Raw genomic sequence first — 23370 nt, forward strand, 5'->3', positions numbered from 1 at the left:
GAGCGTGCCGGGACCATTGTGAGGAAGAGCGTGTCGGGACCGTTGTGGAGCGGAAAATACAGCCGGTCGTATTCCTCGATGCAACAATCCGCGTCGCGATAATCCGTGGCGCGACACCACGCCTCACCCCTTGACCCGGGCTCCCATGATCGGCCAGCCTGTTAGCAGGCGGCAAACGCTGGTCGAGGAACACGCAGAGAGGCGGAGTAGCTCTCCATGGCGAAGGAATTGCCGACGTCCCGGCTTGCTCGTGGGACGAAGCTGGGCGTGGCGGTCGCCGGCAATGTCATCCGCGCTCAGCGAACTCGGCGCTCCATGCGCGGGCGCTCGGAGGCGGTGCGAGCCCGGATGGCCGAGGAGTCCATGATCCGGGCGACCGAACAGATGGTCATGGTGCTGGGCACCATGAAGGGCGTCGCCATGAAGCTCGGTCAGATGCTGTCGGTACTGGATCTGGATCTGGTCCCCGCCGAACATCGCGAACGCTTCCAGCGCCGCCTGGCCGTCCTGCGCGACAGCGCGCCGAAGGTCTCCTTCGAGACCATGATCGCGGTGATCGAAGAAGATTTCGGCCGCCCGATCTCCGAACTGTTCGCCGAATTCGAGCCCGAGCCGATCGCGGCCGCCTCGATCGGCCAGGTGTATCGCGCCCGCCTGCACGACGGCCGCCGGGTCGCGGTGAAGGTGCAGTATCCGGGTATCGATGTCGCGGTGCGCGCGGATCTGAAGAATCTGGCCATGTTCCGGCGCGTGCTGCAGTCGGCCATGCCGTGGGTGACCCCGGCGGTGCTCGACGAGCTGCGGCTGAATCTGGAGAGCGAACTGGATTACGTCGCCGAGGCCAACACCCAGTGGGAGATCGCCGAGCTCTACACCGGCCACCCGTTCATCGTCGTGCCGAGGACGATGCCGGAGCTGTCGAGTACCCGGGTGCTGGTGAGCGAATACTTCCCCGGCCGCGGCTTCGAGGAGATCCGCACACTGCCCGCGGCGGAGCGCAACCGCATCGGCGAGATCATCTACCGCTTCTACGTCGGATCGCTGTTCACCTTCAACGAGTTCTGCGGCGATCCGCATCCGGGCAATCTGCTGCTCGGCGAGGACGGCAAGGTGGCGTTCCTGGACTTCGGCCTCTACAACCGGATGGATCCCAAGCATGTGCAGGCCGAGTTGGCCGGGGTCCGGTTCGCCGCCGAGGATCGCGCGGAGGAGTTGTGGCAGTTGCTGATCGATCGGGGCGTGATCGACGAGCCCGATGCGGTCACGCCCGAGGAGGCCCTGGAATACGTGCTGGCCGCGTGTGAGTGGGTGCTGCTCGACGAGGAACTGACCATCACCCCCGAATTGGCCAGCGGCGCCTTCATTCTCGCCGTCGATCCGCGGGCCGCCGAATACGCCGGGATGAAGCAGCAGAATCTGCCGCCGGAGCATCTGTTCTCCCGACGCGCCGACTTCCTCACCTTCGGTGTCCTGGGCCAGCTGGAGGCGACCGCGAATTGGCATCGCATCGCCCGCGAATGGCTCTACGGCGATCCGCCGGTCACCGAATTGGGCATACTCCATCACGCCTGGCTGGCGCAACGCCCGCAGCCGAAGAAGAATCCCACCCGAACCACCACGCACCGCAAGTCCGGCACCGCCAAGCGGAGCAAGGCGTGATCATCCGTCAGGAGACGTGAAAGACCCATGACAGACAGGGAATTCGACCTCGTGCTGTTCGGCGCGACCGGCTTCGTCGGCAAGCTCACCGCCGACTATCTGGCCGAGACCGCGCCGTCGGGCGCACGCATCGCGCTGGCCGGCCGCTCCCCCGACAAGCTCACCGCCGTGCGCGACGAACTGGGACCGGTGGCCGCGAATTGGCCGCTGCTGGTGGCGGATTCGTCGGATCAGTCGGCCCTCGACGCGCTCGCGGCCCGGACCAAGGTCGTCGTCACCACGGTCGGCCCGTATCTGCGGTACGGCATGGCGCTGGTGCAGGCGTGTGCGCGGGCCGGGACCCATTACGCCGATCTGACCGGTGAGCCGCTGTTCATCCGCGAATGCATCGACCGCTACGGCGAACAGGCCGCGGCCACCGGCGCCAAGATCGTGAATTCCTGTGGCTACGACTCGATTCCGTCGGATCTGAGCGTCTATCAGCTGTACCGCCGCTCGGTGGACGACAACACCGGCGAGCTCACCGACACCACCCTGGTGGCCTGGCTCAAGGGCGGCGCCAGCGGCGGCACCATCGACTCCGGGCGCGCCATGATGGAGGCCATCGCCGCCGATCCGGCCAAGGGTTCGGTGCTGTCGCATCCGTATTCGCTGAGCCCCGACCGCTCGATGGAACCCGATGTCGGCCGCCAGTCCGATCAGGCGCTGTCGCGGGCCTCGGCCATCGATCCGAGCCTGGGCGGCTGGGTGACGACATTCATCATGGCCCAGCACAACACCAAGATCGTGCGGCGCAGTAACGGGCTGCTGGGCTGGGTGTACGGCAAGAACTTCCGTTATCGCGAGGTCATGGGCACCGGCTCGTCCCCGGCGGCGCCGCTGGTCGCGGCGGGCTTCGCGGGCGGTATCGCGGCGACCATGGTGACCGGCGCGGTGTTGTCGCGCGTCGCGGCCGGCCGGCGGCTGCTCGATCGCATCCTGCCCAAGCCCGGCACCGGTCCGGACGAGAAGTCCCGGCGCAGCGGCTGGTTCACGATGAAGACCTTCGCCCGGACCACCTCCGGCACGAAGTACGTGTGCACCTTCGCGGGTAAGGGCGATCCCGGCTATCAGGCGACCTCGGTCATGCTGGGCGAGGCGGGACTGAGCCTGGCCTTCGACGAATTGCCCGAGCTGGCCGGAATTCTGACACCCGCCTCGGCCATGGGCGATGCGCTCACCGAGCGACTGCGCGCGACGGGGATGACCGTCAAGGTCGAGCGAGTCTGAGGAAATCCGCGTGAATCTCGCCCGGCGCACCATGAACAGCTCCGCCTTCGCCGTCGTCTACGAGCGGGCCTGGCGCCCGGCGGCATTCTTCGTGGCAACCGGGCGCACCATGCAGGCCGATCGCCGCGACGCCGCCCGCACCCTGCGTCTGGGTGCGGGCAGCAAGGTTCTCGATGTCGCCTGCGGCCCAGGCAATATCACCCACTATCTGAGTGAACAGCTCTCCGGCGACGGCTATGCGGTCGGTCTCGACTTCTCGACACCCATGCTGCGCCAGGCCCTCGCCGACAACTCCGGCCCCCGGGTCGGCTACCTGCGCGGCGACGCCCGGCAATTGCCGTTCCCGGACGGGAGTTTCGACGCCGTCTGCTGCTTCGGCGCGCTGTATCTGATTCCGGATCCGCTCGAGGCGGTCCGGGAGATGATCCGGGTCCTGGCTCCGGGCGGGCGCATCGCGCTGAGCGCCAGCCAGCGCACCGACACCTGGTTCGGCTTCGTCAGCAGCATGGTAGGCGGCGCGGGCGGACTGCGCGTATTCGGTGTCGATACGTTCCCGGAGTTGTTCGCGCGATCCGGTCTGGTGGATATCGATCAGGAGATCCACGGCCTGCTGCAGTACGTGAGTGCCTCTCGGCCCCAATAGATCTCGACCGATTCGATCATTCGCAGATCTGTAACGAGTTACAGTAATCGCGGATGCTCGGAGCAGGGAGGGGTGGGGCATGGCAGTCACTATCGGTTGCCGATGGGGCTCGGCGACAATGGTTCTCGCGATCTGCGCGGCCGCGCTCTCCGGCGCGGCGCAGCTCGCGCCCATGGCCGCGGCACAGCCTGAAACATCAACCAGCACAGGCGATTACACCGATATCGCACAGGGCGACGACGACTCCTTCTACACCCCGCCCGCGGGCTACGAGAACACCGCGCCCGGCACGGTGCTGCGCAGCAGGCCGGTCGTGGTGAAGGCGCTGGAGCTGTTCCCGGTTCGCGCTCAAAGCTGGCAATTGCTCTATCGCACCACCGATTCCGACGGCAGTCCCTATGCCTCCGTGACTACCGTCATGATCCCGCAGGGACCGGCGCGGCCGCGGCCGCTGCTGTCCTACAACATGGCCTACGATTCGATCCAGCGCGCCTGCATGCCCTCCTATTCGCTGGTCAACAGCAATCCACTCGATATCCTCGATACCGCGAAACAGTCCGGATGGGCGCTACCGCCCATGGAATTCGCGCTCACCGCGGCCGGACTGGCGCAGGGCTGGGCGGTCTCGGTTCCGGACGCCGCGGGCATCGACAACCACTTCCTCACCCCGCGCGTGATGGGCTACACCGTCCTCGACGGCATCCGCGCCGCGGAGCATTTCACCCCGCTGGGCCTGCCCGGCACCGCCACCCGCACCGCGATGTGGGGCTATTCGGGCGGCGGCATCACCACCGACTGGGCCGCCGAACTGCAACCGGAGTACGCGCCGGAGCTCGATCTCGCCGGAGCCGTCCTGGGCGCTCCCGTCAACGATTTCGAGGGCGCGCTGCGCGCGGTGAACGGCCGCCTGCTCGGCGGCCTCGCCCCGATCGGCGTCGCGGCGCTGGCCAAGGACTCCCCAGAACTCGCCGCCACCATCGACCACTATCTGACCCCCGAGGGCCGGGCCGTCATCGCCGCCGCGGGCCGCGAATGCGCCCCCGAGACCGTGCTGAAGAACCTGTTCCGCCGCTCCGATCAACTCATGATCGCCCCGATGGATCAGGTCCTGGCCGATCCGACCCTGGCCGCGGCACTGCGGGCCCGCGCCCGCGGATTCGCCACACCCACGGCCCCGCTCTATGTGGTGAACGGCCTGAACGACGAGGTCAGTCCCATTGCCGCCGTGGACAATCTGGTCGACGGATTCTGCGCCGGCGGCGCCTCGGTGACCTATACCCGCGACGCCCTGCCCGATCTGGTCAGCGACCACACCATCATCGCCCTGACCGCCGCCGGTCCCGCCTTCGCCTGGCTCGACCGCGTGCTGTCCGGCCACACCCCGCCCGCGGGCTGCACGACCACCACGGTCGCCTCCACCCTGGTCGACCCGTCCGGCCGCAGCGCCCTGCCCGGCTTCGCCGCCGCCCTCGTCCAGACGATGCTCGGAATCGCCTTGGGCGCAGGCAGTTAGACAACCCTCGCGGTCGCAATGGTGTGCCGAGTCACAGCGGCGACCCCGGGCGCATCCGATCATGGTCGGGTAAGGTCGCGAACCGGGGCCGGGGGCGGTGACTGGAAAGGGAGCAGCAGTGGGGGTTCCGGAGACCGGACAGCAGGGTGCCCGCGATCTGTACCGCGCGGCAACGCGTTCGGAGGGATCGGTCTTCGAAATCGCCGAGGATGTGGCCCGCAATCTGGCCGCGGCCTGTGACCGCCTCGTCGACGATCTGCAGCGCGCCCACGGCGCCGAACTGCGGGTCGCCGATCTCACCGGCTTCCCGAATCTGCCCTCCGGCCGCGCCCTGACCCGCGGCTTCGCCGGAAAGAGCCGCGAATTCCTGGACACCATCACGGCGTATCAACAGACCGCGCTGCTGTTCAAGGCCGCCTATCTGGCCGCGGGCAAACGCTTCGACGATGCCGAGGCCGCCAACCGCGCCGCCGTGGAGCTGCTCGCCGTGCGGTCGGGGGACCATCTGTGACCCCCGCCGATGTCGATCCGCCCTATGTGCCGGATCGAGAGGTCTTCGGCGCCTTCACCCATCAGGAGATCTGGGATCTGGTGCACGAGGCGCTCGATCCCGCGGCGCTGGGCCGGATCGCCGATTCCTGGCGTCGCCAGGCCGAACTCGTCGGCGAGGCCTTCCGCGTCTTCTCCGATTCGGTCAACGGTGAGCTCGCGCGCTGGCGCGGCCAGACCCAGGACGTCGCCCAGCGGACCACCCGCGAATTCGTCGACCGCGGCCTGGCGCTGCCCGATGTCTGCGATACCCTGCAGCGCCTCATGGCCGCCAATGCCGAAGCGGCGCAATCCATTCGAGACGCCATCCCGCCCCCGCCGCCACCCTATCGGCCGCTGACGGATCCGACGGCCGAGGCCGTGCACGGCGGACAGCGCCGGATGGCCCACGACCTGGCCGCCGCGGCCGCGCTCGCCGATGCCCGCGACGTGCTCACCCATGTCTACAACCCGACCCTGCCCGCCTCCGGGGATCGCGTACCCCGGTTCGCTCCGGCGTCGAGCTGGGGGCGTGCGTAGTGAAGTGGGTTCTCACCCCGGACGAGTTCACCCACGTCTGGGCCGCCGAGACCGGATTGGATCGACGGCCTTATCCCGTGAACATGACCCCGGCGACGACCACGCGCACCGAATCCGAGTACGCCGCACTGGGTTTGCGGCACCGCTACGCCCGCAATACCGATGCGGATCTGACCGCGGCGCTGCTGCTGTGCGCCCGCACCGACGCGACCACGATCACGATCTCCGGCGAGCGGACCGGCGCCGATCCGGAGCGGATCCTGGCCTTCGCGTCCGTGGTGAATCAGCACGCCGGAATCCTGATCGGCCGTCCCGACGCGGTGGTCGTCCTGATCTGCCACGCCCGCGCCGTCGGCGCCGAACTGGTCGAGGTGATCGGCTCCGCGCCGCCGGGCGGGGGCGGGACCATGCGCGAGCCGCAGGAGGCGGTGCTGGACCCGGAGGGTAAGCCGCCCTATCGCACGCACGGCCATCGCAATGCGGCCCGCTTCCGGCGAAAACTCCGCGATCCGGTCGATTCGCGCGGCTTCATCACCGTCACCGCCGCACCGGATAACCCGATGTCGCCCCCGACCCGCCACCGCACCTGGCTCGACTTCACCGGCGACGGCCGCTATCTGCTCACCACCGCCGCCGATCTCACCCTCACTCCCGTCGCCGACAGCGACCTCGCCTCCCAATTGACCCGCCTGGCCTGCATCCAGTGATTCCGGCCCGACACAGGCCATACTCGCTTGCATGCCCAAATCTCCTCGACCCGGTTCGATCATCAAGGCGCTGCGCGCCGACGGTGTGAAGGTCGGCGATCTCGACACCTCGGCCACCCCCGGATACAAGGGCGCCAAGGCCGACGGTGAGAAGTTGCTCGACGAGCGCACCCAGGTGCTGTCGGATCTGCAGGAAATGCTCTATGCCAACGGCCGTTCCGGCGATCCCCGCAGCGTGCTGCTGGTGCTGCAGGGCATGGACACCGCGGGCAAGGGCGGCATCGTGCGGCATGTCATCGGCTCGGTGGATCCGCAGGGCGTCGATCACGCGGCCTTCGGCGTGCCGACCGCGGAGGAGAAGCGGCACCACTACCTGTGGCGTATTCGGCGAAAGCTGCCGCGCGGCGGCCAGATCGGCGTCTTCGATCGCTCCCACTACGAGGACGTGCTGGTGGTGCGTGTCCATGAGCTGGTCCCGCCGGAAGTGTGGGACAAGCGCTACGACGAGATCAACAAGTTCGAGGCCAAACTCGTCGAGGCAGGTACCACGATCGTGAAGGTGGCCATGTTCGTCTCCCTGGACGAACAGCGCAAACGCCTGGCGCAGCGCCTGGAACGACCCGACAAGTATTGGAAGTTCAACCCCGGCGATATCGACGAGCGCGCCTACTGGCCCGCCTATCAGGACGCCTACCAAGCCGTGCTCGACCGCACCTCCACCGAGTACGCGCCCTGGCATGTCATACCCGCCGACCGGAAGTGGTACTCCCGCCTGGCCGTCACCGAACTGCTCATAGATGCCCTGCAGGGCCTCGAATTGACCTGGCCGAAGGCCCAATTCGATGTCGAGGAACAGAAGCGCCGCCTCGCCGACGGATAGGGGTCGATACATCCGTCGAACATGAAGTTCTGATTGCATGAAGTTCTGATTGGAATCTCAGGTTCGCCGGTAATCATTGTGCGGGCGCGACGTCCGTTCCGTTGCGCCCGTACGATCGGGGCGGCACGGTACGAGGGTCCTCACGAAACAGGAAGGCGTGGTGAACTCGAAGGTGAGCAGGAATCCGCGAGGTAAGAACGCGTTGGCATCGGTGAAAGGCACCGACCGCAAGCGCACCATCCTCATCCAAGTGGGTGTGGCGGTCGTGCTGATCGGCCTCATCGCCGCCATCGGGATCAGTATCGCGGTCCGTAGCGCCGAGAAGAACGATCCCGGACCCACGCCGGCCATCGCCGCGCAGCCCGCGACCCCCGACGGCGTCACCGGTTCCATCACCGACAACGGTTCGATCCGGATCAGCAAGCCCGGCGCCAAGACGGTCGTCCGCGTGGTCGCCGACCTGCAGTGCCCGGCCTGCCAGGCGTTCGAGGCCGCCAACAGCCAGGCGCTCGAGGATGCGGTCGCCTCCGGTAACGCGGCGGTCGAATACAACATCATCGCGTTCCTGGATCCGAACTCCGGCGGCAACACCCGCTACTCCTCGCGCGCGGCCAATGCGGCGTACTGCGTCGCGGGTAGCGATCCGACCAAGTTCCAGCCCTGGCTGGCGAACATGTACAAGCAGCAGCCCCCTGAGGGCGCCGGCGGCCTGCCCAACGACAAGCTGGTCCAGATCGCCAAGGACAACGGGTACACCGATCCCGCTGTCGCACAGTGCATCACCGACGACAAGTACGACAAGTACGTCCAGAAGGTCACCAAGGACGCACTGAACAGCGGCATCCATCAGACGCCCACCATCTTCGTCAACGGCCAGCAGCTGCAGGGTCAGGACCTCATGCCCGACACCTTCAAGCAGAAGATCGAGGCCGTGGCGAAGTGATCGGCACACCTGCTCGCTCCGCCTGGCTGCTGCTGATCGGCGGCCTCGCGGGCTGGATAGCCGCGGTCACGCTGACCGTCGAGCGGTTCAAACTGTTCGAGAATCCCGACTACCACCCGTCCTGCAGTATCAATCCGATCCTGTCCTGCGGTTCGGTGATGGCCACGCATCAGGCGCAGGTCTTCGGATTCCCGAATCCGATGATCGGCATCGTCGGATTCTCGGTCGTGGTCACCATTGCGGTGCTCGCCATCGCGGGAGTCGGCCTGCCCCAATGGTTCTGGGGCGGACTGTGGCTGGGTCTGCTGGTCGGCATGGGATTCATCTTCTGGCTGATCTTCCAGAGCCTCTACCGCATCAACGCGCTGTGCCCGTACTGCATGGTGGTGTGGGTGGCCACGCCGATCCTGTTCGCCGTGACCACCGATCAGCTGTGGGGCGCCTCGCGCGGGCCGCTGCGGATCCTCGCGGAGTGGCGCTGGACCTTCGTGGCCGTGTTCTACGCGGTCGTGGTGCTGCTGGTATTCCTGCGCTTCCAGAACTACTGGCTGTCGCTGTTCTAATTGGGCGGCCCGACGGCAAGCGCCACCGCGAGCGCGCGGTGTGAGCCGTCGGGTTCGGCCAGATCCAGGCGTACGGTGTCGGCGGGTTTGCGCACGTTCAGCGCCGCCTTCAGCGCCTGCACCGAGGTGATCACGCGGCCGTCGACGGCCGTGATCACCTCGCCCGCGGTCAATCCGGCCAGATATGCGGGCTGCCCGTACAGGGCGACATCGATGCGCGCCCCGGCGAGCTGTCCGGCATCGGAGGTGAGCACCCCGAGCGTCGCGGTCGGACCGACGTGCACCGTATCCGTCGGTGTGCCCGAACGGATTTGGCGAATCACCGACATGGCCGTATCGATCGGCACCGCATAACCGCTGGCCCGCCCGGCCGCCCGGGCCACCTCCCCCGACGACGCCGTGATCACACCCACCACCGCGCCGTATCGATCCACCAGCGCCCCACCGGATTGTCCGGAGGCCACCGGCGCGGCCACCTCGATCATGCCGGTGAGCTGTTTGCGCGACAGATCGGCCGCATCGCGCGCGACGATCGAACTGCTCAGTGACGTCACACTTCCCGGCGTGACCGTCGGCGATCCGGTGCCGCCCGCATTGCCGATCGCGAGGATCTCATCGCCGAGGCGCAGTCCCGCCGAACTGCCGACCCGTGCCACCGGCAATCCGATCGCCCCGGGCAGCGACAGCAGCGCGATATCGGCGGTCGCGTCGTAACCCAGGACGGTCGCGGGATAGTCGTGGCCATTGCCCAGATCCCCGACGGTAATGACATCCGCGCCCTTGACCACGTGATGACTGGTCAGCACCTGCCCGTCGGCGGTGAGCACGATCCCGGTCCCGGCGGCGCTGATCCCGCTGGGCCGGATCGAGACGTTGATGTTCACCAGCTGCGGCTCGACATCGGCGGCGACCACGGCCGAATCCATCGGCGGCAGCGGCGGCCCGAGCAGTGTGGCCGAGGAGTCGCCGACCCCGAAGGCCCAGCGCGGCAACTGATCTCGATATCCGAAGAGCACCGCAGCCGTGAGCAGCGCGGCCAGCACGAGTGCGGCCACCCGGCCCGGCCGACCGGTACGAGTCGACTCCGCACTGTTCGCATCGGCAGTATCCGTGCCGTCGTACATCGACACCACCTCCGCCTCGTGCGTAGCCGCAGGCCTATCGGCGATTGTGCTTCTATGTGTACCAAAACAAGTGGTCCGTGTCGCGGAATCAATGACTCAGTACGGATACGGCGAACATGAGCGCCGCACCCGCGATCGTGCACAGCAGCACCCAGCGCGACGGTGTGCCCGCATGAGCCTCGGGCAGGATGTCACTGGTCGCGAGATAGAGCAGAAACCCCGCGAAGTAGCCCAGATACAGCCCGGCCAGTGTCGCGGGCACATGAATCAGCGTCCCGATCAGCGCGCCGACCACCGGCGCGAGCGCGTCCAGCCACAGCAGCGCGACCGCCCGCCGACGCGCGTAGCCGTACAACGTCGGAATCGTGAAGGCGTTGAATCCGTCGGCGAAGTCGTGACAGATCACCGCGATCGCCAGCGAGGCGCCCAGCGCGGTCCCGGCCTGGAAGCCGACGCCGATGCTCAATCCGTCGAGCATGCTGTGGAAGATCAGGCCGCCCGCGGCGAACAGGCCCACCGACTGGAAACCATGGGTGTGCGCACCGAATTGGTGTTCGTGGCCGACATGCACGGCCATCTCCTGCTCGATGATGTGCACGGTGAAGAAGCCGACCACGCTCGCGATCAGGGCGCCGGGCACCCCGGCCACCTCGTCGTGTGATTCGGCCAACGCATCCGGCAGCAGATCGAAGGCGACCACGCCGAGCATGACGCCCGCGGCCAGGCCGAGCACCAAACGCTTACGCTCCCCGATCCGGGCCGCCACGAAACCGCCCACCAGGGTCGAACACATCGAGACCAGGGCCAGCAGAATCGCCATCCGATCAGCATCGGACACGGTCACAGCCTCGGCGGGCATATCCGACCGGCCAGTCGTCTATCTCTCGATAGTTTGCAAACTCAACTATGCGAGAGTAGGCATGAACGCATGACCACAGCTGCCGCGTATGCCATTTCTACGCCCGAAGGTCGATTCGCCAAGACCTCCATCGAGCGCCGTGAACTCGGCCCCCACGACGTACTGATCGACATCAAGTACGCCGGCATCTGCCACTCCGATATCCACACCGCCCGCAACGAATGGCACGGCACCACCTATCCGTGCGTGCCCGGCCACGAGATCGCCGGACTCGTCGCCGCCGTCGGTTCCGCGGTGACCAAGCACAAGGTCGGCGACCGGGTCGGCGTCGGCTGCATGGTGGATTCCTGTGGCGAGTGCCGGTTCTGCCTCGCGGGCGAGGAGCAGGTCTGCGAGCGCGGCACCACGATGACCTACAACACCAAGGTGTCCGAGGAGTACCAGCCCGGCGGGGTCACCTTCGGCGGCTACTCCACCCAGGTCGTGGTGACCGAGACCTTCGTCCTGTCCATCCCCGACGGCATCTCCCTCGAACAGGCCGCGCCGCTGTTGTGCGCGGGCATCACGCTGTATTCGCCGCTGCGCCGCTGGAATGCGGGCCCCGGCAAGAAGGTCGCGATCATCGGCATGGGCGGCCTGGGCCACGTCGGCGTCAAGATCGCCGCCGCGATGGGCGCGGAGGTGACCGTCCTGAGCACTTCGCTGAGCAAGCAGGAGGACGGCCTGCGCTTCGGCGCGAAGGACTACTACGCGACCAAGGATCGGCAGACCTTCCGCGATCTGCGCGGCCGCTTCGACCTGATCCTGAACACGGTCTCGGCGGAACTGCCCATCGACGAATACATGAAGCTGCTCGACCTCGACGGCACCCTGGTCATCCTGGGCCTGCCCGATAACGACCTCTCGGTCGGCCCGTTCACCCTCGCGGGTTACCGTCGCGCCCTGGCGGGTTCGATGATCGGCGGCATTCCGGAGACCCAGGAGATGCTCGACTTCTGCGCCGAGCACAACATCGGCGCCGAGATCGAGATCATCGCCGCCGATCGGATCGATGAGGCCTACGACCGCGCCGTCGCCAGCGACGTCCGCTACCGCTTCGTCATCGATACCGCGACCATGTGAAAAACGGCCGCGCACACCGCGACCTGTGTGCGCGGCTCCCAGGAGAACGGCGGCCTCCCGCGGCACGGTCGGCGGGCGAAGAGTGGTCGACATGCAGATCGAAGACACGACCACTACCCCTAAGACCGTGCTCGTCACGGGAGCCAGCAGCGGAATCGGCGCGGCCGTCGCCGCCCGGCTGATCGGCGAGGGACATCATGTGATCGCGGGCGCCCGCCGCCTCGACCGCCTGCACGCCCTCGCCGAGCACACCGCGGCGGCCGCGGCCGAATCCGGCGGCAGCCTGCATCCGGTCCGGCTCGACGTGACCGATCGCGCGCAGGTCGAGGAGTTCGTCGCGCTGGCGCGGGAGCGAACCGGCCGCATCGACGTCCTCGTCGGCAACGCCGGGGTCATGCCGCTGTCGCGGCTGGACTCGCTGCTGGTCGACGAATGGGACCGGATGATCGATGTGAACATCCGCGGCCTGCTTCATGGAATCGCCGCGGCCCTACCGCATTTCACCGCCCAGGGCGCGGGCCACTTCGTCACGATCGCCAGCATCGGCGCCCATCAGGTCGTCCCGACCAGCGCGGTGTATTCGGGTACCAAGTACGCCGCCTGGGCGATCACCGAGGGCCTGCGCCAGGAATGCGACCCCACCATCCGCGTCACCACCATCTCCCCCGGCGTGGTCACCTCCGAACTCGCGGACTCGATCACCGAATCCGGCGCGGCCGAGGCGATGCGCACCTACCGCGCCCACGCGATCCCCCCGACCGCCATCGCCGCGGCCGTCTCCTACGCCCTCGCCCAACCGTCCGATGTCGACGTGAACGAGATCATCGTGCGCCCCGCGCGCAGGGGGTGACAGACCGGGAGTAACTCCTTACCCTGTCGTTGCCGATGAGATGAGGGGATCGCATTCCGCCATCGGGGCGGGTGGACGATCGGCGATGAAACGGGGAGCAGCAGATGAACAGCAGTCCAGACCGGATCCGGCGCACGTTTCCGGGGATCAGTACGCGCGCTTGGGAACACCCCGCCGACCGCACCGCCCTGGTGATGTTGCGGTCGTTGAGCGGATTCGACACCGTGTTGCGCATTCTGTCGGGGCTACTCAGGGAACGTCAGCATCGGCTGATGTATCTGGCGACCGCGGTTCGGGTCGACGAGCGGCAGTTCGCGACGTTGCACGAGTTGCGGGCGGACTGTGTGCGCGTGCTGGACGCGCCGGTCACGCCGGAGATGTTCGTCGTGCAGGATCCGCAGGTCAATGCCTTCACCGTCGGTATGGACGCGCCGTTCATCGTGCTCACCACCGGACTGGTCGATCTGCTCGATCCCGAGGAGCTGCGATTCATCGTCGGCCATGAGCTGGGGCATGCGATGTCCGGACATGCGGTGTATCGGACGATGCTCATGCATCTGCTGCGGCTGGCGAGTTCGATCGGCTGGATGCCGGTGGGCGGCTGGGCATTACGGGCGATCGTGGCCGCGCTGATGGAGTGGAGCCGCAAATCCGAACTGTCCGGCGACCGGGCCGGACTGCTGTGCGGACAGGATGTCGAGGCGTCGGTACGGGTGCATATGAAGCTGGCGGGCGGTGCGATGGTCCACGAGATGAATCACGCCGCCTTCCTCGAACAGGCCGACGACTACGACCGCACCGGTGATCTGCGCGACGGCGTGCTGAAACTGCTGAATCTCGAGCTGCAGTCGCATCCGTTCTCGGTACTGCGCGCCGCCGAACTGCGCCGCTGGATCACCGGCGGCGACTACGACCGGATCCTCGGCGGCACCTACCCGCTGCGCGAGAACGACAAGGAAACCCGCCTCGGCGACGAGATCCGCGAGGCGGCCCGCACCTACCGCCAGGACTTCGACCAATCGGAGGATCCGCTCATCCGCACGGTACGCAACCTCGGCAACGATGTCGCGAGCGTAGTGAGCACCGTGGGACATGAAGTGAGCGAGACGGTTTCGAAGATCGGCGAGCGACTGGGCTTCTAGAACCGCCTGGCCGGTACATTCGATGGAACGATGCTGATCTTCCTCGTGGCGCTGGCCGGATTCGCGTTCCTCGATTCACTGGACCTCCTGCTCGTCGGCGTCACCTCCGCGGTGATCGTCGACAGCAGGCTGGCCCGCCGCTCCCCGATTCCCGGCGCGCTGAGCTTCCTCGCCGGAGTCTTCGCGGTCACAACCACTTTCGGCATCTGCACGGTCCTGGGCCTGGGCTTCCTCACGGACCTGATCGATATCGAGATAACCCCCACGATCCGCTATTGGGGCGAACTCGTCGCCGGAATCGTCCTGCTGATCCTCGGCACGGTCCGCCTATCCGGCGGACCGGCCGCGGTACCGGACCGAATTCTCGAGGCCCGCCGACGCCCGGGGCTCCTGGCCTTGCTCGGCGCGGCCATCGGTCTGGGCCAGGCCCCCACGGCCGTCCCCTACCTGGCCGCTTTGGCCATGCTCTCCACGCGCGACCCACGACCGGCGCTGTGGCCGTTGATCATCGTCGCCTACTGCATAATCGCTTTGATCCCACCGGTACTCGTGCTCATCGCCGCCACCCTACGGTCGGCCCGAGCGCGTCGCGTCTACCGCGCGCTCATGCGAGCGCTCACGCGCTTCGGGCCGCCGTCGATCCGAATCCTGTTGCTGGTCTTCGGGTTTGTGCTGGTTATCGATGCGCTGTGGAACTACGCGGCGCTGTGGTGAAGGCGTCCCATTCGGTTGAGGTGAAGATCAAGGCCGGCCGGTGGGGTTCTTGGAATCGCGGATGGCTGTCTCGCCGTTGGGGAGCCAGGCGACCTCGACGCACTCGCTCTCACCACCGCTGTGGCTGCTCTTGAACCAACCGATCCCGGCCTGATCACTCATCGTTCATAGCTCCTTGCCGCCCGCCTCAGCAGGTCTCGCGATTGCTGTTCGTTAAGGGCAACTGCTCTGGCGACGGATACCAGCTCGCGATAGCGATCGATATCGCCTTTCCGATGGAGGAACAGATCACGCGCATCGCCCTTTTCTAGATATGCGACTGACGGTGCAACACTCCGGCCCCTGGAGTTCGCCTCGAAGTCGAAGATTACGAATGGTCCGATCAATAGCCCTCGCGGGCACCCGGCAGAGAACGGAACTATGCGAATAGTAACGTTCGACCGCTTACCCATCTCTGCCAGATGATGCAACTGCGCGCGCATGATGTGTCGATTGCCGATGATACGATGCAGAGCCGATTCATGAAGCAGGACATCCAATTCCACTGGTTGAGCCCTGCGAGTCACGATCGCCTGCCTTTTCATTCGAACATTGACTCGTTGCTCTATCTCCTCGAGAGTCTCCTCATAGTAGTAGGAGCCGATCAATACCCGCGCATAGTCTGCAGTCTGCAGCAGTCCCGGCACGATCTCGTTACAGTCGGTGATCCGACTCGCGATCCGTTCCAGATCTATGCACAAGCCGATGGTGAACTTATGTCTCTGCACCCCGCTGAATCCGGTACACCAGGCATCATCCTTGGCTTGCTCGGCTAATTCGATTGCGCGAGCAGTCTCCTCGGGGTCTACCTCATAGATCTCACACAGCGCCCGGACATCGTTCGTCCGGTACTTCTTCTTCAAACTCGCCGTTTCCAAGCGCTGGAGGGCGGTCTTGCTCAGCTCCGCCAATCGCGCGGCCCGCTGAAGAGTCAACCCGATACCCTCTCGCTTGTCGCGGAGGAAGCGCCCCAGCTCCCGCTGGGCAAGGGTTGATGGTTGATCGTCATCGGCGTTGGACATGTATCTACTACCCCCTACGGAAGTGGACCGTTCACGTATCCAGCGCGGTACGCACTCTACTCCTGATACGGACCGCTTCCTGCGGTTTCACCCGAAACCTCTTCGGACAGACCGATCTTCCCGATTCCACCCGGCACCCCGTGATCCCCTGATCCCGTCAGCGAACGAAAGGGGGACGGCGTGAACGGAATCCACCGAACGGAAGTCGACGGCGTGGAGGCAGTCTGGCGATGGGCCCTGCACCGACTCGAAATCCTGTCGGTACGCAATGCCGCCGACGGCACGGCGGTCGCGACCTTCGAGACCGGCCGACATCCCGACCTCGCGTCGGCCCGCGAATTCCTCCCGGAGTTCACCCCACTCTGGGACGCCGTACGCCACCAGTTCTGGACCGCATTCAAAGGAGGTGGTGCATAGAACGCAACTCCGCAATGGCATCCCCGCGGTGCAAGATCCAGCGCAACCACACCGACCACCGCGGGGGTGTCGAATCATCCGGGCGGAAGATCATCCCTTGACTAAGCCGATCGACTCAGACGATACTTCCGTCCAGTTCTAAGTCGACCGACTTAGCAGAATCCGATGCTCAGGAATGCCATGCCGACCTATGACACCCTCCGCGCCGCGATCCTGCGCTATGTCACCGCGGTCCTGGGTTCGCCGCTGCAGTTGTTCGTCTTCGTCATCGGGGCCTGGTTCACCGCCAACGGCGTCATCGCCTTCGGCATCTATCCCGATATGGCCTTCGGCGGGCAGATGAACTCCTGCACCATCCAGTTCCTCGGTTTCATCCCCGTCACCGTCAACGGCTGGCACGCCCTGTTCCATCTACTCACCGGCCTGGCCGGTCTCGTCCTTGCGCCACAACGCAATCGGGCCTTCGCCTACACCTGGACCTGCGGCCCGTTCTATCTACTCGTCGCCGCACTCGGATTCCTCGGCGGCCACAATGTCCTACATCTGATGGCGGTCGACACCTTCGGCAATATCGTGCACACCATCGAGGGCGGTCTCATCCTCCTGGTCGGCGCGCTCGCCGCGCTACGTCGGTCGAACGATCGGCTGCCCTGATCCGGCGCTGGTCGCTCGACGACGCGGGGCTACAGGCCCAGACAGGCGGGGATCACGGGTATCCAGCTCATCAGCAGCGCCGCCGCCAGGATCCCGAACAGGATGCCCCCGAAGAAGGGAATCATGTTGAGCGGGATCAGGATCACGACGAGCAGTGTCGCGAGGATCGCGGTCGCGGCCACGGCCCAGCAGCCCGGGCCCAGCAGGATCTCCTTCGCCGCGATATCGCGGGCGGCGGCGCGCAACCGGTCGGCGGACAGGGCGCGCGTCATCGGGGGGCGTGCGTCGATCCGAGTCGTCACCGCCGCCGACCCGTCCGAGCCCGGGGCAAGGCTCGTCTCGATGTGATGGGCGACCGTCCCGTCGGCATCGAACAGCACCGCGACAGCGCCGCGCGTATCGCCGAGGGGGGTGATCGTCGCCGCTCGCCCGGCCGATAGCCGGTACGCCGAGGTGCCGTCCCAATCCGCCGCTCGCACAATGGAAATCGGTATGCCGCGGGCCGACGCGACCAGCTTGTCCCGTGCTGGTCCCCGCAGCGGCGTCAGCTGCGCGGCGGTATCGCGGATGGTGTCCAGGATCTGGGCATCGCTCGCCTCGGCATCATCGGCGGGCGCGGCGGCGGCGGGCTGTATCGCGCCGATCGTCACGACCACCGCCGTCAGAACACCGGGCAGCATCGGGCGGCACCGACTGCGTATACCCATGTCGCACTCCTGTTTACGTCGAATGGACGGGCGTGCGCGGCCGAGGACGTTCGTACAGTTCCGCGCCACGGAGGACCGGGGCGTCGAGACGACGCGAGATCCGCTCGAAACCGGTCCGCACCGGTCGCGGCGCCGACCGGCGGCGGAACCAGCGAGAGATGCGGCCGAAGGACCAACCCGCACTCAGCCAGGCCACCGGGATCAGGCACAGCAGTGGCACGAGCGGGAACAGGCACGGCCGCGGCAACGGTGTGGTGGCGCGAGGGTCGAACGAATTCGAACTCATGCGGCGCAAGACAGCTCCTGATAGGAGGGATCGAGGGCGTGTTTGACCAGGCGAATGACGGTGGGCGACTGCGGTAGTCGGCCGTGATCGGTGTTATCGGTCGAGCAGAACGATTGCACCCACAGGTTTTCCACGACCGCACCCGGGCCGGGACGCATGAATGCGGATTCCGGTGGCGTGGAGACCTCGTCGACCCGGGTGGCGATCACCGTATAGTGCACACCCGGTTCGGTATCACCACCGGCATTGAGACGATGCAGGAATTCGCTGCCGATGACCTGCTGGGCGGCGGCGGTGCCGAGGACCGCGCCGACCATTCGATCGATCGGCCCGTCGGAACTGCCCAGATGGACGACGCGGCCCATATCCAGAGCGGTGGTGCCGTGATTGGTCGCCGCGATCAGCACCGCGTTGCGCACCTTGTTCTCCTCGGGTACGGCCGGATTCGCCCCGCCCTCGAAGCGCAGATACTGCCGGGCGACGACGCCGCCCTGCGAATGCGCCACGATATCGACCCGGGCCGAATTCGTCGCGGCGCGAACCTTTTCCACGAATACGGCGAGTTCCTTCGCGGAGGCGCGAATATCGCCGGTGCCGTAGACGCCCGGGCGGTCGCCCCAGATGCTGGAGGTGTCGCGACCGTAGTTGAGCGAATAGACGCAATATCCCGACGAGCGCAGTTCGGGCGCGAGCACATCCCAGGAGTTCTGATTACCCCAGGTGCCGTGCACGAGCACGACCGGTTCCGGATGCAGTGCCCGAGGTGCGCATTGCCAGTCATTAGCCCCAGGTGGGGAAGAGCTTCCATCCGCAGGGTGTTCCATCGACTCGACCGGATCCGCCGATGCCTCGCCGACCGTGACCACCGTGCAACAACATAGTGCGACAACGAATACCACCAGCGACCGCATCGACCATCCCTTCCATGCCGAAGAGAAGTAACGATTCGTTAGCCGATGCTAGGCGTAAACCGGTGAAAACTCGCGCAGGCGGCGCTCGAAACGCCTGGGCCGATTCAGAAGTCAGTCCGCATGCCACCTCAGCGGCGCGATGGAGACCCCGCCCTGTCCCCAGCCCGCGGAACTGACCCAGTATCGGCCGTTGTCCTCGATGACCTCGGCCGCATGGGCATCGATATGACCGGCCCGCGCTCCGGTATCGAAATGCCATGGGCTATCGCTGGAGAAGACATCGGTGCCCACATAATCCTCGCGCGGGCCGATGAACAGATACCACAGGCCGTCATGCTGGATGACGAACGGCGATTCCGTGGGGCCGCCCGCATTGCCCACCGACGGATCGGTGAACGCGATACTGCGCTCACTCCAATGCCGCAGGTCGTCGCTGGTCCGATAGGCGACGATATGGTTGCCGCCGATCGGCAGCGAGGTCGCGGTGTAGTACATCACCCAGCCGCCGTCGACGCGGGCGACCATGGGATCGCGGGCGTCATAACCATCCCGGAAGAGCGGACCGGCCGGGTCGCGGGTCCAATTCTCGAGATCGGTCGAGGTCGCGAGGCTGATCGCCGACATGCTGCCGACCGGCCCGCCGCCCGAGTAGAACATGTAATACGTGCCGTCATTGAATATGACATGTGGTGCCCACAAATGGGTTTCACCGTAGACGCGGTCGTATCGGCGATCGACCGTCAATGCCGCGGGCCGTCTGGTCCACGGTCCGCTCAGCTGCTTCGCGGTCGCGTGCGCGAGCGTCGTTTCACCGTAGGGCGCGGCGGGTTCGGTATGAGTGCTCCCGAACATGTGCCAGAGACCCTCGGACTTGTCGAAGACGAAGGTGTGATCGTTGATGTACCACTGCTTGGCCTCACCCTCGCTCGGGTCGTACACCTCGGTGAAGGTCCCCGCCGATACTCGTTCCGGCCGGGGCGCGGTATCCGCGATGGCGGGAGTATTGCTCGTGGATATGCCGACGGTTATCAGCAAGGCCGCCAGGAGAACCCGCACTCGAACCTCTTTCCGCTAGTTGTAGAGAAAGGCGGTGGAGCTGTAATCGGCCTGTTCGTTGTCGTGCACGGGCCCGTGTTCGATGCCGAAACGCAGCCGGGTCAGGTAGTCGACGGATTCGGCGAGCATCAATCGGTAGGCGGTCACGCAATAGCCCTCGCAGCCCGACGCCGTCGTGCGCTCGGTGGACGCCCCGGTGAGCGGCAGGCTGAAGTTGCGCGCGGCACCGAAGGATCCGCCGAAATACCAACCGCCCTCGTAGAAATCCTCGGTGCCGGTGCCGGGTATCTGCGGGGACGGCGACCCGTCGACATAGACCCTCTCGTTCCCCTCGAGGTAATCCGGCCGGTGGCCGTTCATCGTGTGGCTGACCCCCACGAACTTGCCGTGCCCGACCTCGTCGGCGAACAGCCAATCCCGGCCGGGCACAGTCGGTCCCGCATTCGATCGAGTGGTGAAATGACCCGCGGCACCGAAGGCCAGGGCCGAGGCCCACTGCGGATCCGAATCGGTGACCACCTCGGTCTCGAGGCCATCGATCGGGTCGCCGCCGGTATTCTCCAGACTCACCGACACGCTGCCCGCGAACGGCATCGGCCACCAGGCCGACACCCAGCCGCCCGGTTGCGGATCCGCCGCGAACAGCAGCGAACGCACCGGGGCGACGTCGTCCGGGCCTCGGCCCAGCCCGAAGAACTCGCCCACCGGCGAATCGACCGATTCCCTTCCGTCGAAGGCGATTCGAAGCCGCAGCGCGGTGAACGCGTCCCGGGTCGGCAGGCGCAGTCGCAGCGCCGACACCATGCCGGATCCGAACGATTGGGCGATGGTCGTGCGCGAACCCGCGGGCACGGCGACGGTGCGGCGATCCCGCCGGGCATTCGGCGCGGGCGGTTTCGGATCATGGCTGCCCGCCGACCGCAGCATGGCCAGCACATCGGTGGCCGGATCGGCCGGATCGAAGGTCGCCAGGCCGATCCCGGTCACGAAATGGCGATAGGTGACGTGGTAGTACTGCACCTGGTTCTGCACGCTGACCCGCATCGACTCGCGATAGGGCATCGGCACCTTGATGTAGACCCCGCCCGGCGACTGATCCGCGTTGGCCACCAAGGGAAACGCGAACGGCGCGCCCAGCTTGCCGTCGACCACCGACTGCAGCGGCGCGTTCACCACGGTTCGCCCATCCACCTCGATACGAAGATCACCCAGGACGGACACATCGCCCTCGTTGATGGTGAACCAGATCGAATCGATCTCGCCCGCGCCCTGATCCGCGGCGACCACACATCCCGCGCCGCCGGTGCCGACGCATCCGCCCGCACCGTCGTCGTTATTGCCGCTGCGGTCGTAGCTGGAACTCTGCAGCGTCTGCGCGCCGATGCCCAGATACGGCAGCCGATCCAGCTGCCGATACGTATCCCATCCGGCCATCACCCCCGGAAGCGGTTCCGTCGCATGCCCCTCGGCGGGCCGAACGAGCACCGCCCCCGAAATCCCCAACCCGCCCACCAGCATCCACACCACCGCGCGTACGAGCGATCTACCCCGACCATCGAGCACGACCAAACCTCCTGTGGACAATCGCCATCCAAGATTCGTCACCGCGGTGATACCGGATGGCAGAGTAGTGCGTCAGGTTGTCCGGCCGGGACGACTCGCTCTCAAATGGCCTTGCCGGGATTGAGAATTCCGCTCGGATCGAGGGCCCGTTTGATGGCATGCTGCACGGCGAGGGATTCCGGATCGAGTTCCTGACCGAGCCAGCGGCGCTTGATCAGCCCGACCCCGTGCTCGCCGGTGAGTGTGCCGCCCATCGCGAGTGCCCGCGTGAATATCTCGTCCGCCGCGTCCCACACCGCCTGCGGAGGTGCGGGCAGACCGCGGTCGTAGACGAAGACCGGGTGCAGATTGCCGTCGCCGGCATGCGCCACCGTGAGGATCGATACGCCGTGCCGCGCACCCGCCTCCTCGACCGCGCCGATCATGTCGCCCAACCGGGAGACGGGCACGCAGACGTCCTCGGGCAGGCACGCTCCGAGCCGTTCCGTGGCCGGATAGGCGAGCCGCCGGATCTCCAGCAGCGCATCGGCTTCGGTCTCGTCGGAGGAGACCGCCGTCTCGGTGGCGCCCGCGGCACGGCAGAGTTCGGAGATCCGCTGGCCGCGGTCCGGCGGGTCGTCGGTCTGGGCGATGAGCACGGCTCCCGCATCGAGTCCGAATCCGGTCCGCTTCCAATCGTCGATGGCGCGCAACGTCGCTCGGTCGATGAGCTCGAGCAGGCTGGGGCGGAGCCGATTCGACACGATCGACGCGGCGGCGCCGGCGGCCTGGCGCTGATCCGGGAATACGGCGAGCACCGTGGCCGGGGGCTCGGCCGGGAGCGGACGCAGTCGTACCGTCGCCGAGGTGATCACGCCGAGGGTGCCCTCGGATCCGGTGAACAGGCTGGTGAGGTCGTAACCGGTGACACCTTTCACGGTGCGCCGTCCGGTCCGGATGGTCCGGCCGTCGGCGAGCACCACTTCCAGGCCGAGCACCGCGTCCCGGGTCACCCCGTACTTCACACAGCGCAGCCCGCCCGCATTGGTCGCGATATTGCCGCCGACCGTGGAGATCTCGAAACTCGCGGGGTCGGGGGCGAACATCAGCCCGTGCGCGCGTGCGGCGCGGTTCAGGTCGCCGTTGATGACTCCGGGTTCGACGACGGCGAGCATGTTGACCGGATCGATCTCGGCGATCGCCGACATGGCGGCGAGCGAAAGCACGACCGAACCGTCCGGTGCGGTGGCCCCGCCGGACAGGCCGGTGCCCGCGCCCCGGGGGACGACCGGGACTCGGTACCTGGATGCCCAGGTCAGCGTCGCCGCCACGTCGGCGATGTCGCGCGCGTGGACGACCGCGATCGCCTTGCCGCCGGGGGCATGGGTGCGATCGGCGGCATAGGCGGACACGACGTCGGGATCCGTCGCGACGCGCGCGCCCACGGGTAACGAGGCGATCAGGGAGTCGACGCGGGAGGGCACCATATCTGTCCACGTTAGCGCGAACAATGGAGATAGTTCGAGTCTTGACGAAATCCAGTTCCGGTGGAAAAGTGCTGTTAGGCAACAGATTAGATCACCGTGATTTCATCAGTAGCTATTCTTCCGTTGTGGTACAACGGCTTTCGATCTTGTCACCAGAGATTCGTTCTTGATCTTGTTGTCGAGCAACAGTTTT

26 protein-coding genes are annotated in these 23370 nt (G+C 66.5%); 16 read left to right on the forward strand and 10 right to left on the reverse strand.

Features of this window, described 5'->3' with window-relative positions:
* Positions 1–216: 216 nt before the first annotated feature.
* From ACIA76_RS31940 to ACIA76_RS31985, 10 genes are all read left to right on the forward strand, one after another.
* Positions 217–1659 (forward strand): ABC1 kinase family protein, encoded by a 1443-nt coding sequence (locus ACIA76_RS31940; protein WP_397157170.1) that lies wholly within the window; start codon positions 217–219, stop codon positions 1657–1659.
* Positions 1660–1686: 27 nt separating this feature from the next.
* On the forward strand, positions 1687–2928 hold the full coding sequence (locus ACIA76_RS31945) for a saccharopine dehydrogenase family protein (RefSeq protein ID WP_397157168.1): 1242 nt from the start codon (positions 1687–1689) through the stop codon (positions 2926–2928).
* Positions 2929–2938: 10 nt separating this feature from the next.
* Positions 2939–3571: a class I SAM-dependent methyltransferase gene (locus ACIA76_RS31950; RefSeq protein WP_397157166.1), complete on the forward strand. Its 633-nt coding sequence runs from the start codon at positions 2939–2941 to the stop codon at positions 3569–3571.
* 79 nt (positions 3572–3650) lie between these two features.
* Positions 3651–5084 carry a lipase family protein gene (locus tag ACIA76_RS31955; protein WP_397157164.1) on the forward strand — a complete coding sequence of 478 codons (1434 nt, stop codon included), beginning with the start codon at positions 3651–3653 and terminating at the stop codon, positions 5082–5084.
* Between the two features lie 118 nt (positions 5085–5202).
* Positions 5203–5595, forward strand: a complete 393-nt coding sequence (locus ACIA76_RS31960; protein ID WP_397157162.1) for a hypothetical protein — start codon at positions 5203–5205, stop codon at positions 5593–5595.
* The gene (locus tag ACIA76_RS31965; protein ID WP_397157160.1) at positions 5592–6152 is read left to right on the forward strand and encodes a hypothetical protein; all 561 of its coding nucleotides are present in this window, start codon (positions 5592–5594) and stop codon (positions 6150–6152) included. The genes ACIA76_RS31960 and ACIA76_RS31965 overlap by 4 nt, the downstream gene beginning before the upstream one ends.
* Positions 6152–6859 (forward strand): ESX secretion-associated protein EspG, encoded by a 708-nt coding sequence (locus tag ACIA76_RS31970; protein WP_397157159.1) that lies wholly within the window; start codon positions 6152–6154, stop codon positions 6857–6859. The genes ACIA76_RS31965 and ACIA76_RS31970 overlap by 1 nt, the downstream gene beginning before the upstream one ends.
* A gap of 31 nt (positions 6860–6890) precedes the next feature.
* A complete protein-coding gene (locus ACIA76_RS31975) occupies positions 6891–7739 on the forward strand; it encodes a polyphosphate kinase 2 family protein (RefSeq protein ID WP_397157157.1) in 849 nt (282 codons plus the stop codon).
* 160 nt (positions 7740–7899) lie between these two features.
* Positions 7900–8682: a DsbA family protein gene (locus ACIA76_RS31980; protein ID WP_397157155.1), complete on the forward strand. Its 783-nt coding sequence runs from the start codon at positions 7900–7902 to the stop codon at positions 8680–8682.
* Positions 8679–9245, forward strand: coding sequence for a vitamin K epoxide reductase family protein (locus tag ACIA76_RS31985; protein WP_397157153.1), 567 nt, complete (start codon positions 8679–8681; stop codon positions 9243–9245). Before ACIA76_RS31980 ends, ACIA76_RS31985 begins: the two co-directional genes overlap by 4 nt.
* Here the strand turns inward: ACIA76_RS31985 and ACIA76_RS31990 are convergent.
* Together ACIA76_RS31990 and ACIA76_RS31995 are read right to left on the reverse strand one after the other, a co-directional pair.
* The gene (locus tag ACIA76_RS31990) at positions 9242–10369 is read right to left on the reverse strand and encodes a S1C family serine protease (RefSeq protein ID WP_397157151.1); all 1128 of its coding nucleotides are present in this window, start codon (positions 10367–10369) and stop codon (positions 9242–9244) included. The two genes, ACIA76_RS31985 and ACIA76_RS31990, sit on opposite strands and share 4 nt — an antisense overlap.
* 88 nt (positions 10370–10457) lie before the next feature.
* Positions 10458–11207 (reverse strand): ZIP family metal transporter, encoded by a 750-nt coding sequence (locus ACIA76_RS31995; RefSeq protein ID WP_397157149.1) that lies wholly within the window; start codon positions 11205–11207, stop codon positions 10458–10460.
* Between the two features lie 90 nt (positions 11208–11297).
* Here ACIA76_RS31995 and ACIA76_RS32000 point away from each other — a divergent pair, with 90 nt between their 5' ends.
* From ACIA76_RS32000 to ACIA76_RS32015, 4 genes are all read left to right on the forward strand, one after another.
* Positions 11298–12350, forward strand: coding sequence for an NAD(P)-dependent alcohol dehydrogenase (locus ACIA76_RS32000; protein ID WP_397157147.1), 1053 nt, complete (start codon positions 11298–11300; stop codon positions 12348–12350).
* A gap of 91 nt (positions 12351–12441) precedes the next feature.
* Complete coding sequence (locus ACIA76_RS32005; protein ID WP_397157145.1) at positions 12442–13200, forward strand: SDR family oxidoreductase; 759 nt, start codon at positions 12442–12444, stop codon at positions 13198–13200.
* Positions 13201–13304: 104 nt separating this feature from the next.
* A complete protein-coding gene (locus tag ACIA76_RS32010) occupies positions 13305–14342 on the forward strand; it encodes a M48 family metallopeptidase (RefSeq protein ID WP_397157143.1) in 1038 nt (345 codons plus the stop codon).
* Positions 14343–14372: 30 nt separating this feature from the next.
* On the forward strand, positions 14373–15056 hold the full coding sequence (locus tag ACIA76_RS32015) for a GAP family protein (RefSeq protein ID WP_397157141.1): 684 nt from the start codon (positions 14373–14375) through the stop codon (positions 15054–15056).
* 27 nt (positions 15057–15083) lie between these two features.
* On the opposite strand, the gene ACIA76_RS32020 is transcribed toward ACIA76_RS32015, so the two are convergent.
* Both ACIA76_RS32020 and ACIA76_RS32025 read right to left on the reverse strand, forming a co-directional pair.
* Positions 15084–15218, reverse strand: a complete 135-nt coding sequence (locus tag ACIA76_RS32020; RefSeq protein ID WP_397157139.1) for a DUF397 domain-containing protein — start codon at positions 15216–15218, stop codon at positions 15084–15086.
* Positions 15215–16117, reverse strand: coding sequence for a helix-turn-helix domain-containing protein (locus ACIA76_RS32025; RefSeq protein WP_397157137.1), 903 nt, complete (start codon positions 16115–16117; stop codon positions 15215–15217). Before ACIA76_RS32025 ends, ACIA76_RS32020 begins: the two co-directional genes overlap by 4 nt.
* 180 nt (positions 16118–16297) lie before the next feature.
* Here ACIA76_RS32025 and ACIA76_RS32030 point away from each other — a divergent pair, with 180 nt between their 5' ends.
* Together ACIA76_RS32030 and ACIA76_RS32035 are read left to right on the forward strand one after the other, a co-directional pair.
* The gene (locus ACIA76_RS32030; protein WP_397157135.1) at positions 16298–16534 is read left to right on the forward strand and encodes a hypothetical protein; all 237 of its coding nucleotides are present in this window, start codon (positions 16298–16300) and stop codon (positions 16532–16534) included.
* A 165-nt stretch (positions 16535–16699) separates the two neighbouring features.
* A complete protein-coding gene (locus ACIA76_RS32035) occupies positions 16700–17188 on the forward strand; it encodes a DUF4383 domain-containing protein (protein ID WP_397157133.1) in 489 nt (162 codons plus the stop codon).
* 29 nt (positions 17189–17217) lie between these two features.
* On the opposite strand, the gene ACIA76_RS32040 is transcribed toward ACIA76_RS32035, so the two are convergent.
* The 6 genes from ACIA76_RS32040 to ACIA76_RS32065 form a co-directional block, all read right to left on the reverse strand.
* The gene (locus tag ACIA76_RS32040; RefSeq protein WP_397157131.1) at positions 17218–17895 is read right to left on the reverse strand and encodes a hypothetical protein; all 678 of its coding nucleotides are present in this window, start codon (positions 17893–17895) and stop codon (positions 17218–17220) included.
* 13 nt (positions 17896–17908) lie between these two features.
* Entirely contained in the window at positions 17909–18181 is a 273-nt protein-coding gene (locus tag ACIA76_RS32045; RefSeq protein ID WP_397157129.1) for a hypothetical protein, read from the reverse strand.
* Positions 18178–18918, reverse strand: coding sequence for an esterase/lipase family protein (locus ACIA76_RS32050; RefSeq protein WP_397157127.1), 741 nt, complete (start codon positions 18916–18918; stop codon positions 18178–18180). The genes ACIA76_RS32045 and ACIA76_RS32050 overlap by 4 nt, the downstream gene beginning before the upstream one ends.
* Positions 18919–19203: 285 nt before the next feature.
* Entirely contained in the window at positions 19204–20148 is a 945-nt protein-coding gene (locus ACIA76_RS32055; RefSeq protein ID WP_397157125.1) for a glycosyl hydrolase family 32, read from the reverse strand.
* A gap of 15 nt (positions 20149–20163) precedes the next feature.
* The gene (locus tag ACIA76_RS32060) at positions 20164–21711 is read right to left on the reverse strand and encodes a glycoside hydrolase family 172 protein (protein ID WP_397157123.1); all 1548 of its coding nucleotides are present in this window, start codon (positions 21709–21711) and stop codon (positions 20164–20166) included.
* 101 nt (positions 21712–21812) lie between these two features.
* Positions 21813–23177, reverse strand: coding sequence for an FAD-binding oxidoreductase (locus ACIA76_RS32065; protein WP_397157121.1), 1365 nt, complete (start codon positions 23175–23177; stop codon positions 21813–21815).
* Positions 23178–23370 lie beyond the last annotated feature (193 nt).

This window comes from Nocardia sp. NPDC051570 (assembly GCF_044454005.1).
Classification (GTDB): Bacteria; Actinomycetota; Actinomycetes; order Mycobacteriales; family Mycobacteriaceae; genus Nocardia.